The 17,422-nt window shown below is 65.2% G+C and carries 14 protein-coding genes; 3 read left to right on the top strand and 11 right to left on the bottom strand.

What is annotated here, in order from left to right:
• Positions 1-27: 27 nt before the first annotated feature.
• From ACQZF9_RS05700 to ACQZF9_RS05655, 10 genes are all read right to left on the bottom strand, one after another.
• Positions 28-1,452 carry a sulfite reductase subunit alpha gene (locus ACQZF9_RS05700; protein ID WP_428312287.1) on the bottom strand — a complete coding sequence of 475 codons (1,425 nt, stop codon included), beginning with the start codon at positions 1,450-1,452 and terminating at the stop codon, positions 28-30.
• 18 nt (positions 1,453-1,470) lie between these two features.
• The gene (locus ACQZF9_RS05695; protein ID WP_428312286.1) at positions 1,471-2,397 is read right to left on the bottom strand and encodes an FAD:protein FMN transferase; all 927 of its coding nucleotides are present in this window, start codon (positions 2,395-2,397) and stop codon (positions 1,471-1,473) included.
• Between the two features lie 104 nt (positions 2,398-2,501).
• Positions 2,502-3,359, bottom strand: coding sequence for a DUF4198 domain-containing protein (locus ACQZF9_RS05690; protein ID WP_428312285.1), 858 nt, complete (start codon positions 3,357-3,359; stop codon positions 2,502-2,504).
• A complete protein-coding gene (locus ACQZF9_RS05685; RefSeq protein WP_428312284.1) occupies positions 3,359-3,955 on the bottom strand; it encodes a DUF2271 domain-containing protein in 597 nt (198 codons plus the stop codon). The genes ACQZF9_RS05690 and ACQZF9_RS05685 overlap by 1 nt, the downstream gene beginning before the upstream one ends.
• 38 nt (positions 3,956-3,993) lie before the next feature.
• Positions 3,994-4,623: a PepSY-associated TM helix domain-containing protein gene (locus ACQZF9_RS05680; protein ID WP_428313377.1), complete on the bottom strand. Its 630-nt coding sequence runs from the start codon at positions 4,621-4,623 to the stop codon at positions 3,994-3,996.
• A gap of 17 nt (positions 4,624-4,640) precedes the next feature.
• Positions 4,641-5,321 (bottom strand): Fe2+-dependent dioxygenase, encoded by a 681-nt coding sequence (locus tag ACQZF9_RS05675; RefSeq protein WP_428312283.1) that lies wholly within the window; start codon positions 5,319-5,321, stop codon positions 4,641-4,643.
• A 71-nt stretch (positions 5,322-5,392) separates the two neighbouring features.
• Positions 5,393-7,711, bottom strand: a complete 2,319-nt coding sequence (locus tag ACQZF9_RS05670) for a catecholate siderophore receptor Fiu (protein ID WP_428312282.1) — start codon at positions 7,709-7,711, stop codon at positions 5,393-5,395.
• A gap of 244 nt (positions 7,712-7,955) precedes the next feature.
• Complete coding sequence (locus ACQZF9_RS05665; protein WP_428312281.1) at positions 7,956-8,180, bottom strand: hypothetical protein; 225 nt, start codon at positions 8,178-8,180, stop codon at positions 7,956-7,958.
• Between the two features lie 14 nt (positions 8,181-8,194).
• Positions 8,195-9,271 (bottom strand): fatty acid desaturase family protein, encoded by a 1,077-nt coding sequence (locus tag ACQZF9_RS05660; RefSeq protein WP_428313376.1) that lies wholly within the window; start codon positions 9,269-9,271, stop codon positions 8,195-8,197.
• Between the two features lie 113 nt (positions 9,272-9,384).
• Positions 9,385-10,485, bottom strand: coding sequence for a ferredoxin reductase (locus tag ACQZF9_RS05655; RefSeq protein WP_428312280.1), 1,101 nt, complete (start codon positions 10,483-10,485; stop codon positions 9,385-9,387).
• Between the two features lie 135 nt (positions 10,486-10,620).
• On the opposite strand from ACQZF9_RS05655, the gene ACQZF9_RS05650 reads away from it, so the two are divergent.
• A complete protein-coding gene (locus ACQZF9_RS05650; protein WP_428312279.1) occupies positions 10,621-11,298 on the top strand; it encodes a TetR family transcriptional regulator in 678 nt (225 codons plus the stop codon).
• Positions 11,299-11,406: 108 nt separating this feature from the next.
• Here ACQZF9_RS05650 and rmuC read toward each other — a convergent pair whose 3' ends face one another.
• Positions 11,407-12,804 (bottom strand): DNA recombination protein RmuC, encoded by a 1,398-nt coding sequence (gene rmuC, locus ACQZF9_RS05645; RefSeq protein WP_428312278.1) that lies wholly within the window; start codon positions 12,802-12,804, stop codon positions 11,407-11,409.
• A gap of 270 nt (positions 12,805-13,074) precedes the next feature.
• Between rmuC and ACQZF9_RS05640 the strand changes: the two genes are divergently transcribed.
• Positions 13,075-16,707 (top strand): M36 family metallopeptidase, encoded by a 3,633-nt coding sequence (locus ACQZF9_RS05640; protein WP_428312277.1) that lies wholly within the window; start codon positions 13,075-13,077, stop codon positions 16,705-16,707.
• 207 nt (positions 16,708-16,914) lie between these two features.
• Entirely contained in the window at positions 16,915-17,421 is a 507-nt protein-coding gene (locus ACQZF9_RS05635; protein ID WP_428312276.1) for a DUF6438 domain-containing protein, read from the top strand.
• Position 17,422: the final 1 nt, after the last annotated feature.

Raw genomic sequence — 17,422 nt, 5'->3', positions numbered from 1 at the left:
CCTACAGGTGATGTAGCGGCAGCATTCTCAATACACGTCGCGACGATAACGTCCCGCCTCGCGCAGGCTCTCCACTGCAGCATCGCCCAGCGCGGCGTGCAGCGCCTGGTCCACACCGGTCGCCATGCCCTGCGCACTGCCGCAGACGTAGATCGCCGCGCCGCGGCTGACCCAGCCACGCAATTCATCGGCACGCGCACCCAGGCGATCCTGCACGTACTCGTGCCTGTCGCCATCGCGCGAAAACACCAGGTCGAGCTGCTTCAGCGAGCCGGCGTCGTGCCAGGCCAGCAGCTCGTCGCGATAATAGAAATCATGCTCGGCGTTGCGCTCGCCGAAGATCAGCCAGTTGTCGTAATGACCGCCGGCGATGCGGGCTTTCAACAGCGCGCGCAAGCCGGCGAGACCCGTGCCATTGCCGATCAGGATCACCGGCCGCGCATCCTCCGGCGGATGAAAACTGTTGTTGGACCGCAGCAGCGCCGGCAGCGTGCTGCCGATCGTGCCGTGTTGCGTCAGCCAGCCCGAGCCGACACCGAGACTGCCGTCGGCGCGGCGCGTCTGGCGGATCAGCAGATGCACGCTGCCGTCCGCGGGCAAGGACGCGATCGAATAATCGCGCAGCACCGGCGGATCGCCCGGTAACTGCACCGCGATGACGTCGCCGGCCTGCCAGCTGGCGTTGCCGGCGAGCGGCGCCAGCGCGACGTGAAAGCATGGCGCGCCGACGCTACCGACGTTGAGCTGACGGCGTTCGATCAGCCGCCAGGGCTGATACTCCGGCTCCTGCCATTGCGCCACGCCGAGACGGCTGCGCCACAGCGCCAGTGCAGCGGCATCGGCGTTGTCGACGTCGATGCGCTCGAACAACGGTGTTGCGCCCTGTTCCTGCAGCCAGCCGTCGAGTCGACGGCCCCAGGCGCAGAACTGCCGATATTCGCGATCTCCCAGTGCGAGCAGGCCGTATTGCAGCTCGCCGAGCTCGGGTGCTTCGGTCATCACATGCCGAATGAAACGCAGCGCGCCATCCGGCGGATCGCCTTCGCCGGTGGTGCTGGCGATGAACAGCGCGCGGCGCGCCTCGCTCAGCGTGGCCGCGTCGAGCGTCTCCAGCGCGACCGGCCGCGCCGGCACGCCGGTGGCCTGCAAGGCCTGCACGGTCTGCAGCGCGATCTGTTCGGCGTGGCCGGTCTGGCTGGAGTGGATCACCAGCAGCGCCTCGCCCGCTTGCGCGGTCTGCTGCTGGCGCCGGCGCACACGACGCCATTGCAGCAGGCCAAAAAACAGCGCGTAAATCAGCAGCGCCGCAATCGCGGCCCGCCAGCGTGCGTCGCCCGGATCGCGCCAGCGCAAGGCAGCCGGCTGCAGTGAAAACAGCCACGCCGCGATCGCGAGCAGCGCCAACAGCAGCAGGCCAGTCGCCAACGCGACCGAGAAAGCGGGACGTTTCATCGCACGGCGAAGCAAGGATCAGGAGTCGAGCAACGCAAGTAACGCGCTGCTGGCGAATTCATCGGTGCAAGCTGCATCGTCACGCCGGCGCACGACGAACAATGCCGCGATGCCATGACGTTCGGCGTAGGCCATGCCGTCCTGCAAACCCAGTACGGTGAGCGCGGTGGCCAGCGCGTCGGCCTGCATGCACTCCGCGTGCAGCACGGTCACCGACGCCGGCGCGTTGCGCACGGGTCGGCCGTTGCGCGGATCCAGCGTGTGCGCATAGCGCCGGGAATCGCGCTCGAAGTAGCGGCGGTAATCGCCCGACGTCGCAACCGACAGACCATCGAGCGCGACGACCCAGCGCCCCGAATCGGAACGAGCATCGGGCACGCTTTCCAGCTCCACCCACCACGGCGAGCCGTCGGGTTTGCAGCCCTGACCGCGCAGTTCGCCGCCGACTTCGGCGAGGTAGTGCGTGATGCCGAAGCGCTCGACGCAATCGGCGACGCAGTCGACGCCGTGGCCTTTCGCGATCGACGACAGATCGACATAAAGACCGCCCGGCTGCAATGCGAGTTGCCTTGCGTCGTCGAGCAGCAGACGAGACCAGCCGACGCGCCGCAGTGCCGCGCGAATGTCGTCGTCGGAGGGAATGTCATCGCGCGGCTCGCCGGGGCCGAAACCCCAGCAATTCACCAGCGCACCGGCGGTGACGTCGTAAGCGCCGTTGCTGCTTTGCGCCAGGGCCTGCGCGTAACTCAGCACCTGGTAGAAAGCACGCGGCAACGCGATCCAGCTGCCCGCTTCGGCCGCGTTGAAACGCGACAGATCCGAGCCCGCCTCCCAGGTGCTCATCTGCGCGACGATGCGATCCAGCGCCGCCTGCACCGCACGCTGCAAGGCCTCGACGTCGAGCGTATCGCCCGCAGCGCAGCGCAGGCTCCAGCTTGTGCCCATCGTCGCGCCCTGCAAGCCGTACAAGCGCGCGCCGGCCAGCGGTCCGGCTTGCGCCGCCGCGCTCAGCTGCGCCGGCAGCAGGACGCGATTCGCCGCTGACCCGCTCAGGGCGCGAGCACCTCGAACACGCCGGCGTAGCTGCTGCGGCGTTCTTTCGCCGGCTTGTCCGCCTTGTTGTCGGTGACCGATGCGGTCAGCAGATACACGCCGGGATTCGGCCAGGCAATGCTGACCTGGCCCTTGTCGTCGGACTTCAGCTCGAGCGCGTCGACGCTGTCGCGATACTGTGTGCGATCGGCGATCACTTCGACGTCGATGCCCTTGGCCGGCTTGCCGTCGAGCAGCAGCTGGAACGTCGCGGATTCGCCGGCATACAGATCGTTGAACGCGGTGACCGGCACCAACTCCAGGCCTTTGCCGCTGGGCTTGAGCGCGCCATCGCTGGGCTTGCCGGCGGTGACGTAGGTTTCGAGCCGGCCGATCATCTGGCTGACTTTCAGATCCTTGGCTTTGGCCGGCACTTCCTTGGCAAAGGCTTCGGCAGTGAACGGCGTGCCGCGCGGCGGCCAGCGCTTGGTCTGGCCTTGCTCGTCCCAGCTCGCCATCGTGTTGCCGTTGATCACCGCGATCTTGTAAGTGCCGGCCTGGCTCAGCTGCAGATCGAACACGCTGCGCGTCTTGCCGGTGGATGCGTTCTCCGGCTGCACGACGCTGCCGTCCGGCGCGGTGATCGTGAGATTGTCGAGCCGCATCGGCGCGTGATCCTTGATGAACGGCAGCGTCGACACGCCGGCGTCAAAGGTGACCCACTGGCCGACCGCGAGCACGGTCTTGGACGGCTCGATCCAGCCCTGGTGAGCGGAGGCGACGAGCGGCATCAGCAGCGCAATGGCGGCGCTGACGGCGGTGGTTTTAAGCGTGCGGCTGCGCATGGCGTTGATCGTCCTTGTGAGAGTCGGCATCAGGGTTTCAGCTGCAGGCTGACCGCGCCGAGCTCGCTCTTGCCCTGCGCTTTCAGCGGTGTTGCGGCGCTGACCGGCCACTCGAACGGGATGTCGAGCAGTTCGCGGCCGCCGTCTTCGCGCGCGGCTTCGACCAGCAGCTTGTACTTGCCCGGCGCCAGCTCGGCCAGCGGCGCGGTACCGGTCTTGAAACTCAGCTTCTGCTCGCCGACCGGACGCGTCGCACCGCTGACGCCGTCGACCGGCAGGCTCAGTTCGCGGCCGCTGCGCCGCCAGAACTGGCGCAGGTCCGGCAGCCACTTGGTACCGCCTTCGCCACCGGCCTGCGGCGGCTTGGCATCGCCGGGCTTGGCATCGCCGGCCGGCGGCGCCGCGCCGGGGCCCGGGCCGCCACCGCCCTTCTTCTGCGAATACCAGATCGCGAGATTGGCGGCGACGCTGCGATCTTCACGCTCCAGCCAGATCGCGACATAGGGGCGGTGATATTCGGCGACATCGAGCTGCGGGATCTGCACGCTGATGTCGAGATCGGCGGCCATCGCCGCGGGCGCCGCAGAGAGGCTGCAAAGCGCCAGGGAAAATGCGGTGCGTTTCATCGTTGAACTCGTCCTGAGTCGGTGAATGTTGGGGAACGTCAGTGAATGAACAACAGCGCCAGCAGCAGCGGGATCAGCAAGCCCAGGCCGGTCAGCGGCCAGGTGCTCGGACGACGCTTGGCGTGCAGCTGCAACAGGAACAATCCGGTGATCGAAAAGATCAGGCAAGCCACTGCGAAGACGTCGATGAACCAGCTCCACATCGTTCCGGTGTTGCGGCCCTTGTGCAGATCGTTCAGGTATGAAATCCAGCCGCGATCGGTGCGCTCGTAGGTCGCCTCGCCGCTTTCAAGATCGATGCTCAGCCAGGCGTCGCCGCCGGGCCGTGGCATCGACAGGTAGACCTCGTCGTCCGACCATTCCGGCGCGCCGTCGGCGCCGTGTAATGACCACTCTTTGGCGAACCACTGCTGCACGTCGGCCGGCAATTCGCTCGCGTCTTTGGCGCCCGGCGCGGTCAATTCGGCCAGCAGGGGCGCCGGCAGTTCACCGCCGTGCTTGCTGATCAGCGGCTTGCTCTTGATCTGCGAGGCGTGATTCAAGGTGATGCCGGTGAGCGCGAAAGCGAGCATGCCGACCAGGCACAGCGCGGCGCTGATCCAGTGCCACTGGTGCAGCTGCTTGAGCCAGAACGCGCGGCGCTGCGCGCGAGAGGCGACTTCGGCCATCGTGGTCGCAGGCGCGTTCACAGATCCGCCCAGCGCCGTAGCAGGTTGTGATAAACGCCGGTCAGTTGCGTCACAGATGGATGGTCGGCCACGGTCTTGTTGAGATTCTGGATCGAGCGATCGAGGTCGTAGAGCAAGGCGCGCTGGCCATCGTCGCGCACCATGCTCTGAACCCAGAAGAAGGCCGCGATGCGCGCACCGCGCGTCACCGGGCGGACTTCATGCAGGCTACTCGCCGGATACAGGATCAGATGTCCCGCCGGCAGCTTCACGCTATGCGTGCCGTAGGTGTCGTCGACCACCAGCTCGCCACCGTCATATTCCTCGGGCGCCGCCAGAAACAGCGTCGCCGAAATGTCGGTGCGCACTCGATAAGGCGCCTCGCGGGTGAGCCTGACCGCGGTATCGATATGGCCGCCGAAATGTCCGCCGCCTTCATAGCGATTGAACAGCGGTGGGAACACCTTCAACGGCAAGGCCGCGGCAGTGAAGAGCGAATTCTGTGCAAGCTGCCGCAGGATGATCTCGCCCAGCTGCTTGGCCAGCGGATGGGTTTCCAGCAGTTGGCGGTTGTGCTTCACGCGCGCGGCCTGCGGCCCGGCGGTGATACGCCCGTCGTCCCAATCCGCGCCGTCCAGCGCCGCACGCAACTGCGCGACTTGTTCGGCATTCAGCAACTCTGGAATCTGCACCAGCATGTGGATTCTCGAAGGAAAGGTGAAGGGCCCGCGCGCTTGCGCACGTGAGCCCTTCTTACCATGTGCAGGCTTCAGAAGCTGACGTTCAACGTCGCCAGATACGAGCGCGGCGTGCCAGGGAAGTAACGCTGACCCGAGTTGTTGACGCTGCCGACATAGTCTTCGTCGGCGACGTTGTAGACGTTGAGCTGCACGCCGAGGTTCCGGGTGACGGTATATTTCGCCATCGCATCGAAAACCGTGTAGCTGTCGATGTCGAAAATGCCGGTGGTCAGAGCGCCGGGGTTGTTGTTGACGGTGCGCGCCTGCGAATCCACGTAGCGCAAGCCGCCACCGATCTGCAGACCAAGCGGAAACTCATACGTCGTCCACAGCGTAGCGCTGTTCTTCGGCGAGAAGTTGATCGCCGCACCGGTCTGCGTAGAGCTGCCGTCGGTTGCCAGCGTGCCTTCGGATACTTCGGTGTCCTGGAAGGTGTAGCCGGCGCTGATCTGCCAGGCTTGCGTCAGCTGTCCAACCACGCCGAGTTCGACACCTTTGACCTCTTTCTCGCCGTACTGAACGATCGTGTCTTCGCCCTGACGCGCCAGATCGTTCTTGTTGGTGCTCTTGAACAGCGCCGCGGTGGCGAGCAGCCGGCCGTCGAGGAATTCCCACTTGCTGCCCAGTTCGAGGTTCTTGGCCTTCTGCGGATCCAGCGCCGGGCTGTTGATGTTGGTCGCCGTCGCGCTCAGCGTGAAGTTGTCACCACCCGGCGGACGCAGCGAATTGGCGTAGGTGAAGTAGACGCTGCCGTTGGGCAAGGGTTTGAAGACCAGGCCCGCCTTCCAGCTGAGCAGGTTGTCGGCGGCTTCGACATGCGACGCGAGCACGGTGCCCACCGGCAGCGTCGGGTTGGCGGTGGCCGTCGACAGCGCGGCGGAATCGGTGACGGTTTCGTACCGCTCCCAACGCAGGCCGCCGTTCACGGCCCACTGCTCGGTGAGCTTCATCGTGTCGAACAGGTAGACCGCGCCGGTGGTGGTGTGGCCGTCGGCATAGGCCCCGGTCTTGACCACGGTGGCCGCGGGCTCGCCCGGGTCCGGGTTGTACAGGTTGGCGGGCGTCTGCGTCTGACCGGTCGCCAGGCCGTAGGCCGGCGTGTCCTGCGATTCGTAGATGAACTCGACGCCGCCGCTGAGCGTATGGCTGAACGAGCCGGTCGCCACGTCGGCGGTGAAGTTGGTCTGGTTGGTCAGGATCTGGTTTTTGCGATAGCTGCCCTGGCGTGAACGGTTCTGCGTCCATTGAGAGCTGTCGGGCTGGAACACCGCCGGCGTGGAGGCGTCGCCGTCGTCGTCGTATGTCAGGTTCGGCGCCTGCAGCGGGGCGGTCAGCACACGCTGCTGCTCGCTCCTGCCGTAGCGCGACAGGTTGCGCACCGTGACGCCCGGCTGCAGATCGTGTTCGATGCGCAGCGTGAACATGTTCGCTGTCAGATCTTCGTAGTCGGCCGAAAGACCGTAGAAGTTATCGGTATCGACCTTGTCGGCTTCCACCGCGGCGGCTTCCAGCGTCGGATTGCGATAGCCGTCGAGACCGATAGCGGAGATGCCGCCGTCCGGCGTGTTGTTCTGCTGGACGTGCTGGCTGAACGCGGTGATGCGGGTCGCGGTGCCCAGACCGAAGGCGATCGACGGCGCGATGCCCCACTGCTGACGCTCGATGAAGTCACGACCGGCGACGCCGCCGTCCTGACCGACCAGATTCAGGCGAACCGCCGAGTGCTCGCCGATGGTTTGATTGAGGTCCGCGGTCACGCGACGACGCGACTCGCTGCCGTAGCTGACCGAACCGGTAGCGGCGTTCTCGGCGAACGGCGTCTTGCTGACCAGATTGACGTAGCCGGACGCCGCACCGCGGCCGTTGTCCGAGCCGGAGGGGCCCTTGACGATCTCGATCTGCTCGATATTGAACACATCGCGTACGGCGGCGCCCAGATCGCGGATGTTGTCGAGGAAGATGCTGCCCTGCGAATCGAAGCCACGCATGAAGATACTGTCGCCGCTCTGGGTGTTGCCGTTCTCGCCAAGCTGGAAGGTGATGCCCGGCACATTGCGCAGCGCATCACTGAGGCTGACCGCACCCTGGTCGGCAATCAGTTCCTTTTTGACCACGATGATGGTTTGCGGCGTATCCACCAAAGGCTGGGTGAACTTGGGCGACGAAACGGTTTCCGGCTTGTAGCTGCCTTCGGTCTGATCTTCGACACGAACCGCCGGCAAGGCGACGGCGCGCTCGGCGCTCGGCGTGGTTGCCGGAGCGCTTGGCTGCTCGCTTTGAGTCATTCCCGGAACGGCGTACACAGCCAATACCGCCGCAGCCAGCGGCGTCATACGGAACCTCATCATCGAATCACTCCCTAAACGATATGGATTGACGGTGGCTAACAGCAGTCCACACCGCGCCTTCCCTGGCCGGCGGTGCTCTGGCTTTCCGGGTCGTTAACTTTTTGTTAATTAACTGAACGCGATTCTACATGAGAATCATTAACATGCAAAAAGAGGATCCGGATGGCTGATTTTTGCTGGCTGCCGGGCGCGGCAACGAAAACGAGCCCCGTCGGGGCTCGTTCCACACATCGTCGGTGCCTGCTTACTTAGCTGATTTTGCGGGTTTTCTTCGGCTGGACTTGGTTGCCGCCGGCGCCTGCTTCGCGGCCTCGACCACCTCGAATACATCGCCCGCCCATTCGCCCAGCTCGCGGCTGACGTCGCGGACCACGCCGGTAATCAGCGTGGTGACGCGCCCGACCCGCTCGGCTCCGGAGTCGACGGCGACCTGTAAAACGTCCTTGATCAGCTCCAGCTTGCTCGGCATCGCGCGGGTCTCGTTCAGGCGGCGACCGGGAGCATCGCAGAACGCGGCGGCAGCGCCAATTGGAAAATGCGCTTGACTACGCTGCCGAACTGCTTGCCCAGCGAGCCGCTGTTGTACTGCAGGCCGTAGCGGACGCAGATTTCGCGCACTTCGGCGGAGATTTCAGCGTAGCGATGGCCGGGCAGATCGGGGAACAGGTGATGCTCGATCTGGTGGCTGAGATTGCCGCTCATGATGTGGAACAGCTTGCCGCCGTCGATATTGGCGCTGCCCAGCAGCTGGCGCAGATACCAGTGGCCGCGGCCCTCATTGTCCAGTTCGCTCTTGTCGAAGGTCTGCACGTCGGTCGGGAAATGGCCGCAGAAGATGATCGTGAACGTCCAGTAGTTGCGGATCAGGTTGGCGGTCAAATTACCGGCGAAAGTGAAGCCGGCACCGGGGCCGGCCAGCGCCGGGAACAGCACATAGTCCTTCATCCACTGGCGGCGCACTTTCTTCCACACGCCTTTCAGGATCGGCATCGCCTGCTTCAGCGAGCGCTTGCCCTCGAACACCTGGTCGAGCTCGGCGTCGTGCACGGCGACGCCGTACTGGAACAGCGAGGCGAGCAGGAAGGCATACAGCGGATTGCCCAGATACTTCGGATGCCAGGCCTGCTTGTCGTCCATCCGCAGAACGCCGTAACCGATGTCGCGATCGACGCCGAGCACGTTGGTATAGGTGTGATGCATGACGTTGTGCGAATGCCGCCACTGGTCGCCGGGGCAGGCCGTGTCCCAGTCGAAATTCTTCGAGTTCAGCTGCGGATCCTGCATCCAGTCGTACTGGCCGTGCATGACGTTGTGGCCGATCTCCATGTTGTCGAGGATCTTGGACACCGACAGCGCGGCGACACCGCCGAGCCAGGCCGGCGGGATGAAGCCGAACTGCAGCAGGCCACGGCCGGCGATCTCCAGCCCGCGCTGCCATTTGACGATGTTGCGGATGTAGGTCGCGTCGCGTTCGCCGAGGTCGGCGAGTACGCGCAGGCGCAGCGCATCGAGCTCCTTGCCGAAAGCCTCGATCTGCGCAGCGCTGAGCGCCGCGATCATCGGATTGCTCGAGCCGCCGGCAACCGGCTTGGACTTGCTGCTCGGATTGCGCGGCTGGGTCAGTGCTTTGCTGCGGGCCATGAGGGGCTCCTGCTGCTTTCTAAAGTGAATGATCAGATGTCGAGCGAAACGTCGCCGACGGCGGCGCTGACGCAGATCTGGATGTCTTCTTCGCCGGCCGAGGACAGCTGGCCGCTGCGCAGATCACGCACCACGCCCGAGGTCTTGCGGCAGGTGCAGCTGTGGCAGATGCCCATGCGGCAACCCGCTTCCGGGCGCAGGCCGGCGGCCTCCGCCTGATCCAGCAGGCTGCGGCCGTCGTTGGCGGCGTAGCGTTCGCTGCGAACGAACTTCAGCTCGCCGCTGATGGTGTCCGGGTCGGCCGGTGCGGCAGCCGGCGCGGCGACAAAACGCTCGACACGCAGCCGCGATTCGCAGCCGCGCTCGGCGCACAGCGTGCTGACGGCGTCGATCAGCGCCGCCGGACCGCAGACGAAAATATCGGTGCCCTGCATATCCGCGATCAGCGCATCGACCTGCTCACCGCAGAAACGGCGCGCGCCGGCGTCGCGGGTGCGGACGATCTGCAGCTTCCAGCCCGGATGCGCAGCGAACAACGCGCTCAGCTCATCGGCAAAAATCGTATCGGCGGCGCTGCGCACGTAGTACATCAGGCTGACCGCGCCGTCGTGGCCGCGCTTATCCAGCGTGCGCAGCATCGACATCATCGGTGTGATGCCGCTGCCGCCGGCGATCAGAAGCAGGGGCGCGCCCGGCGCATCGGGCAGCACGAACTCGCCTTCGGCCTGTGACAGGCCGACCACCAGGCCGGTCCGTGCGTGCTGGTTCAACCACTTCGACACCTGGCCGCCGTCCTGGCGCTTGACGGTGATTTCGATCAGGCCGTCCTCGGCGCCATGCGCATCCGACAGCGAGTAGCAGCGGCTGCGGCGCACGCCGGCAACCTCGACCTGCACCCGCACGTACTGGCCGGCGACGAAGCCTTTCCAGAGCGGATTGGGGCGCAGGCGCAAGGTCACCGAGTCGGCGGTCATGCGGCGCACCGAGACGACGCGGGCGCGGACCTTGCCTACCGACCACATCGGGTTGAACGGCTCCAGGAAGCGGTCCACGCCATGCGGCGCAGTCAGCGCGTCCACCAGCGGCGAGCCGAGGAGGCGGTTGAGGCGGCCTGCGAGGATCGAGTCGAACATGGGCGGGAACCAGACAAGTGAACGTGTGTGCACATCCTGACAAGCCCTCAAGGCGATGTCAACACTTGTTCACATTGAGGTCATCTTCACCTCTGGTCTGCGTATACTTCGGCTTTAGTCACGCGCGCTTAGGCCATGCCGTCGGTTACCGAATCGATTACCGAGAAACTCGAGCAGGTCGCGGCAGGGCGTGAAACCCGGGGCCAGCGCACCCGCATCGCGCTGCAGGAAGCGGCGCTGCGCCTGCTCGGACATGACAAGAGCTTCAGCAGCCTCAGCCTGCGCGAAGTGACCCGCGAAGCCGGCATCGTGCCGACCGCGTTCTATCGTCACTACCAGACGATGGAGGAGCTCGGCCAGGACCTGGTCGCCGACTCCTTCCTGGCATTGCGCCGGATGATCCGCTCGGTGCGCAGCGAGGGCCTGCCGGTCGACAACATCATCGGCCGCACCGTCGAGGTGCTGGTGAGCCAGGTGCACGCCAACCGCCTGCACTTCCAGTTCATCGCGCGCGAACGCTACGGCGGTTATTCCAGCCTGCGCTTATCGATCCAGCAGGAGATTCGCGCCTTCGGCGCCGATCTGGCGACCGATCTGGCGCGCTTTCCGATGCTCGATCGCTGGGACGCCGAAAGCCTCGAAATGCTGACCACGCTGATGGTCAATGCAATGGTTTCGATCGCCGAGCAGATTCTGGATGCGCCGCTCAACGATGCGAAAGTCGAGAAGGACATCATCCGCCGCGCCGAGCGGCAGTTGCTGTTCATTTCGCTGGCGGTGCCGGCCTGGCGGCCGGCGAAGCTCGCGAAGTAAGGCCAATCCGTGATTGCCGCCAGGCGGCAATCCGGAGGTCTCGTCGACCGCTGCCTTGGTTGGGTGCCTTGCGGTTGCCCGCCATCGCGGGGGTGACAGCCTGCGAAGTCAGTCGGCGCTCTGGGTCGTCGAGTTGCCCAGCACCAGTTCCGGCGCCTGCAATTGCCGTGTCGCCTGCTGCAGCCCGTCGAGCGTCGCGATGTCGCCGTTGCCGGCACCGAATTCCTTGAAGCGACGCGCCTGCGGCAGCACTCGCGATTCCAGCGTGCCGACGGCGTCGTTGTAGGTGTTGACCGCGGTGCCGAGATTCTTTCCGAGCTTGCCGAAATGCTCGGCGAGCTTGCCGATGCGCTCGTAAAGATCGCGGCCCAGGATCGCGATCGCCTGCGCGTTTTCAGCGATGGTTTCCTGGCGCCAGCCGTAGGAAACCGCACGCAGCAGCGCGATCAAGGTCGTCGGCGTCGCCACGATCACACCCTGCTTGACGCCGTCCTCGATCAGCGCCGGCTGCTGCTCCAGCGCCGCGCTGAAGAAGGACTCGCCCGGCAGAAACATCACGACGAATTCCGGCGTCGGATCGAACTGCTGCCAGTAATTCTTGGCGCTGAGCTTGTTGACGTGATCGCGCAGCTGCCGCGCGTGATGCGCCAGGTGAGTTTGGCGCAACGTGTCGTCGGTGCTTTCGACCGCGTCCAGATAAGCCTGCAGCGGCGCTTTCGCATCGACGATAACGCGCTTGCCGCCGGGCAGACGCACGATCAGATCGGGCCGCAGACGACCGTCGTCGGTCGTTACCGACACCTGCTGCTCGAAGTCGCAGTAGTCGAGCATGCCGGCCATTTCGACCACGCGTTTCAGCTGGATTTCGCCCCAGCGCCCCCGCGTCTGCGGCGCGCGCAGAGCCTTCACCAGATTGCCCGCTTCGAGTCGCAGCTGATCCTGGGTGACGATCATCGAGCGCACCTGCGCGCTCAGCGAGCCATAGGCTTCGGCACGTGATTTCTCCAGCTCGTCGATCTTGCTGCGCACGCCTTCGAGCGATTTGCCGATCGGCTCGACCAGTGCCTTGACCGCCTGTTCGCGCTGCTCGAGCTTGCCGTCGGTCTGCGCCTGAAGTTTCTCGAAGGTCGCGCCGGCAAGCCGCATGAAAGCTTCCTGGCTGGCCTGCAGCGCGTCGGCGGACAACGCCTTGAACGATTCTTCGAGCTTGTGCTTGGCTTCTTCGAAACTGGCGAGGCGCTCCTGGTTCTGGCGACGCTCCTCGTGCAGCTGTATCTGCAGTTCGGCGATGCGCGACTGCTGCTCGCTACCGCTACGTTGCAGAGTCGCGTTGTCCGCCTCGCGCGACTGCAGGCGCGACTGCAACTCGGCCAGCTGCGTGGACAGATGCTCACTACGCGTCTGCGCCACCGCGATCTGCGTGCGCGCCTGCGCGCGAACCAGCAAGGCAGTCAACGCCGCCGCAGCGACCACCGCCAGCAGGCACACAATCAGGGTCAAGGTCATCGGCATGATGGCTGAGAAAAAGCTCTACAGAATGGATCACCGAGTCTACAGCCTGGGCTCAATCGGGAAGACAAAGTGGCCCTCTCCAGCGCAATTTCGCTGCAAAGCAGCATCGCAATCCTGCGAAAAAAAACCAGCTAGACGGTTAGCCTAGACAAGGGTTTTCCTTCATTGCCGCCGATTGCGCGCGCTGCTTATGATCCCTAGTCGCACCCCAAGACGGGGTGCGTAAACCGCGAACGCGGTTTCGATCATAAGAAGGGAGTCCAAATGAAAAAGCTGTTGATATGCGCCGCAGCCGCGGCGCTTGCGGGCGCATCCGCTGCCTCCGCTGCCGTCAAACCCAACTTCGATGCAAGCTTTGCCGATACCGGCGCGAACAAGTCGGCGAGTGCCAGCCGCAAGCTCGATGCGACCACGCTCGCCAGCGGCAAGATGCGTGCGCTGGCGCCGACGGTGACCTACCTGAGCCAGAACACGCTGCGCAACGAAACCGATAGCAAGCTCGGTGTCACTACCTTCCTGTGGGCCAAGGCCGACGCCGCCGTCGCGCCGATGGCGCTCAAGTCCGCCGACCGCGGCGAAGCCGGTGCACGCGGCTTTCTCGCCGCCAATGCGAGCGCGATGGGCCTGAGCAAGGCGGCGCTCGCCGGCGCCCGTTTGCTCGAAAAGCATGACCTGGGCAGTGGCCCGATCATCACCCGCTTCCAGCAGACTGCCGACGGCATCGATGTGTTCGGCCGCCAGATCAACGTGATGCTGGACCGCGATCTGCGCCCGGTCGCCGCCTCCGGCTACTTCGCGCCGCAGGCCAGCACGTCCCAGCTGAAGAGCGCGCAGCGCTCGCCGGCACCGAGCTTCGACCTGAGCGTCGAGCAGGCGCTGTCTTCTGCGTTCGCCGACATGGGCGGCAAGCTGCCGGCCGGCGTCCTCGCCGCCAAAACCAGCACCGCCGACGGCTATACCCGCTTCACCAGCAATGCCAAGGCCGGCAACGGCAAGCTAACGCTGACCGGGTCGCCGCGCGGCAAGCAGGTCTACTTTGCCAACGGCGACGAACTCGAACCGGCCTGGTACGTCGAACTCGACGGCGGCGGCGCAGCCAATGCAGGCGGATCGTTCGGCTACGTGATTTCAGCCAAGACCGGCAAGGTGTTGTTCCGCAAGAACCTGACCGAATACGAGGCCTTCACCTATCGCACCTGGGCCGACACTAGCGGCACCCACATTCCGTACGACAGCCCGCTGGGCTCGGATTATCCGACCTCGCCATTGCAGTCGCTCGATCCGGCGCAGACGCCGCCGCGCACGCCGATCGCCAGCAGCGTGGTCACCATCGACCACGGCCCGATCTCCACCGGCGACCCGTGGCTGACGGCGGCAGCGACCGAAACCGTCGGCAACAACGTCGACGCCTACATCGACATCGCCGGCAAGCCGGGTGAAGACCCGAGCACCACTGCCGGCGGCTACGATCCGACCCTGGGCGACTACCGCGCCGGCATCTCCTCTCCGCTGTCGTTCGATTACGACGGCGCCGCGGACACCGACCCGCGTACCACCACGGCGCGCAAGAACGCGATCGTCAACCTGTTCTACATCAACAACTGGCTGCACGACTTCTGGTACGACGCCGGCTTCAACGAAGCCTCCGGCAACGGCCAGGCCGACAACTACGGCCGTGGCGGCGTTGGCGGCGACCCGATCGTCGCGCAGGCGCAGGACTGGGGCGGCCGCAACAACGCCAACATGCGCACGCCGGCCGACGGCGCCAGCCCGTCGATGCAGATGTACCTGTTCGACGGCCTGACCACGCTCGGTGTCAACGTGACCACGCCGGCTCTTGGCAGCTTCGACGTCGGCACGGCCTCGTTCGGCCCGACCAACTTCACCACCACCGGCGACATCGTCGCGACCGCGCCGCTGGACGGTTGCACCGCGCTCACCAACGCGGCAGCGGTCGCCGGCAAGATCGCGTTGATCAACCGCGGCACCTGCGGCTTCCAGATCAAGGCCAACATGGCCGAGGCGGCCGGCGCCACCGGCGTGATCATCGCCAACGTCTCGACCAGTTCCAACCCCACCGTCGCCCCCGGCATGGGCGCCACCGACGGCGCGCCGGCCGTGAACATCGGCAGCGTCAGCGTCAACTTCGCCGACGGCACGACGATCCGCGACGCGATCACCGCCGGCGCCACCAGCGGCAGCCTGCAGATCCCGACCGCGACCGACGAGGACGGCACGCTCGACAACGGCATCGTCGCGCACGAGTACTTCCACCACGTCAGCAACCGCCTGGTCAGCAATGGCTCGGGCCTGGTCAACGTGCAGGGTCGCGGCATGGGCGAAGGCTGGTCCGACGTCAGTGCGCTGCTGCTGACGGTGCACGCGGGCGACAACCTGATCGCCGGCAACGAGAACTGGGGCGGCGCTTACTCGACGGCTGCCTATGCGACCAACGATGCCTATTTCGGCATCCGCCGCGCGCCGTACTCGGTGAACCCGGAAGTGTTCCCGATGACCTTCAAGCACATCCAGGAAGGCCTGCCGCTGCCGACCACCGCACCGCTGGCTTACGGCCAGACCGGTGTCGGCAATTCGGAAGTGCATGCCACCGGTGAGATCTGGGCCAATACGCTGTGGGGCTTCTACGTCGAACTGCTGAACCAGTATGGCTTCAACAAAGCACAGCAGCGATTCCAGCGTTACGTGATCGCCGGCCTGAAGATGACGCCGTATGCGCCGACCTTCCTCGAAGCGCGTGACGGCATCCTTGCGGCAACCAAGGCAACCGACACCAAGGACTTCAAGTTCGCCGCCAAGGCATTCGCGAAGATGGGCATGGGCGTCGGTGCAGTGGCACCGGACCGCTTCTCGAGCACCAATGCCGGCGTCGTCGAAAGCTATGTCGCCCTCGCCGGTGCTTTCGAAGTCACGGACGTCTCCGCGGACTTCAGCGGTGGTGATGGCGACGGCGTGCTCGACGCAGGCGAAACCGGCACGGTCACCGTCAGCATCCAGAGCAACGGCACGCGCGACCTGGTCGACCCGATCACGGTAGCCGTGTCGACGGATTCCGATGCCAGTTTCCCCAGCGGCTCGACGGTAACCTTCCCGGCGTTGTCCCCGGACGGCAGCAGCACCGCCAGTTTCCAGGTCAAGCTCAACAGCGCCGCCACCGCTTCCAAGGTCAACCTACAGCTGAAGTTCCCGCAGGTCGGCAACAAGAAGGACACGGTGATCGAGCCGGACAAGGTCATGCTGAGCACCTACGTCAACTACGACATCAAGCCCAAGGTGTTCAGCACCGACACGGTCGAACGTCCGCTTGCCTCCGCAGCCGACTGGACGCCGCGTTTCCTCAGTGGCACCGGCGATCAATGGGCCATCGTCAACGGCGACAGCAACTTCGGCTCCGGCCGCGGCTGGTACATCCCGGATAACGGCGTTGCATCTGACGCCGCATTGACCTCGCCTGGTTTCAAGGTCGACGATAAGCCATTCAGCATCAGCTTCACGCACTACTTCCAGTTCGAAAGAGCCGGGACCCTGGGCGACGGCACGCCGGTCAGCTATGACGGCGGCGTGATGGAGATCAGCCTCAACGGCGGCGCATGGGTCGACGTGACGGCGGCCGGCGGCACTTTCACCGCCGGCGGCTACAACGGTCTGATCATCGTGTTCGACGAAGTCAACGGTCGCGAAGGCTTCGCCTCCTACGCTGACGACTTCCTGCCGACCACGGTCGATTTCGGCACCGCCCTGGCCGGCAAGAATGTGCGCTTCCGCTTCCGCGCCGCGTCCGACAGCAACACCGGCGAATTCGGCTGGTTCATCGACAAGATCAAGGTGATCGGTCCGAAGCCGGTATTCAGCGATGTCGTCGACGACGCCACGCCCTGATCGTCACTGACGCGTAGTAGGCCGCATTGGGGGGGAGCCGCTGGCTCCCCCTTTTTCGTGCGCGACGGCTTTTGCGATCACCTTCACCGCCGACGTAGGCTTGCCCGCATCACCGCCTGGACATTGACGATGCCACGCCTCGCTTGGATTCTGACAACCCTGCCTCTTTTGCTGAGCTGCTCGACGACCCACTCCACATCGGCGGGCGTGGCCACCAGCATGCCCGGCGATGTCGTCGACACCAGCAGCAAGCCCTTAGAGGAATCCACGACGTTCCATGCTGTGCGCGTCGACGAGATGGCGACCGACGAGCTCATCCGGATGTCGCGCTCCGGCTGCGGCTGGGCCTGCCCGGCCTACACCCTGAGTTTTTTTCGCGACGGCACGATTGTGTTCAACGGCCGCTCCCATACCGCGGTGAGCGGAGAACAGCGCTCGCGGATCAGCGAGGCCGCAGTCGCCGACCTGCTGCGCGAGTTGCAGCAGCAACTGCCGGGACTGGCCAAGCGCTACACGCCGGACAGCAAGGACTGCGGCCCGATGTTCACCGACCAGGCGACGACCAAGCTCAGCGCGCGGCTGCAGCAGGGGCTGGTCACGGCTGAGCGTTACGGCGGCTGCCCCGCTGCGCCGAAAACGCTCGCCGCGCTGGAGAAGAAAGCCGATGCCGTCGCCGGCAGTGATCTCTGGGTCAGCAACCGGCCGGCATACTGAA

This window comes from Hydrocarboniphaga sp., from assembly GCF_965279055.1.
Classification (GTDB): Bacteria; Pseudomonadota; Gammaproteobacteria; order Nevskiales; family Nevskiaceae; genus Hydrocarboniphaga.
Note: the sequence above shows the minus strand (reverse complement) of the source record. Positions and strands in the feature narration are given on the sequence as shown.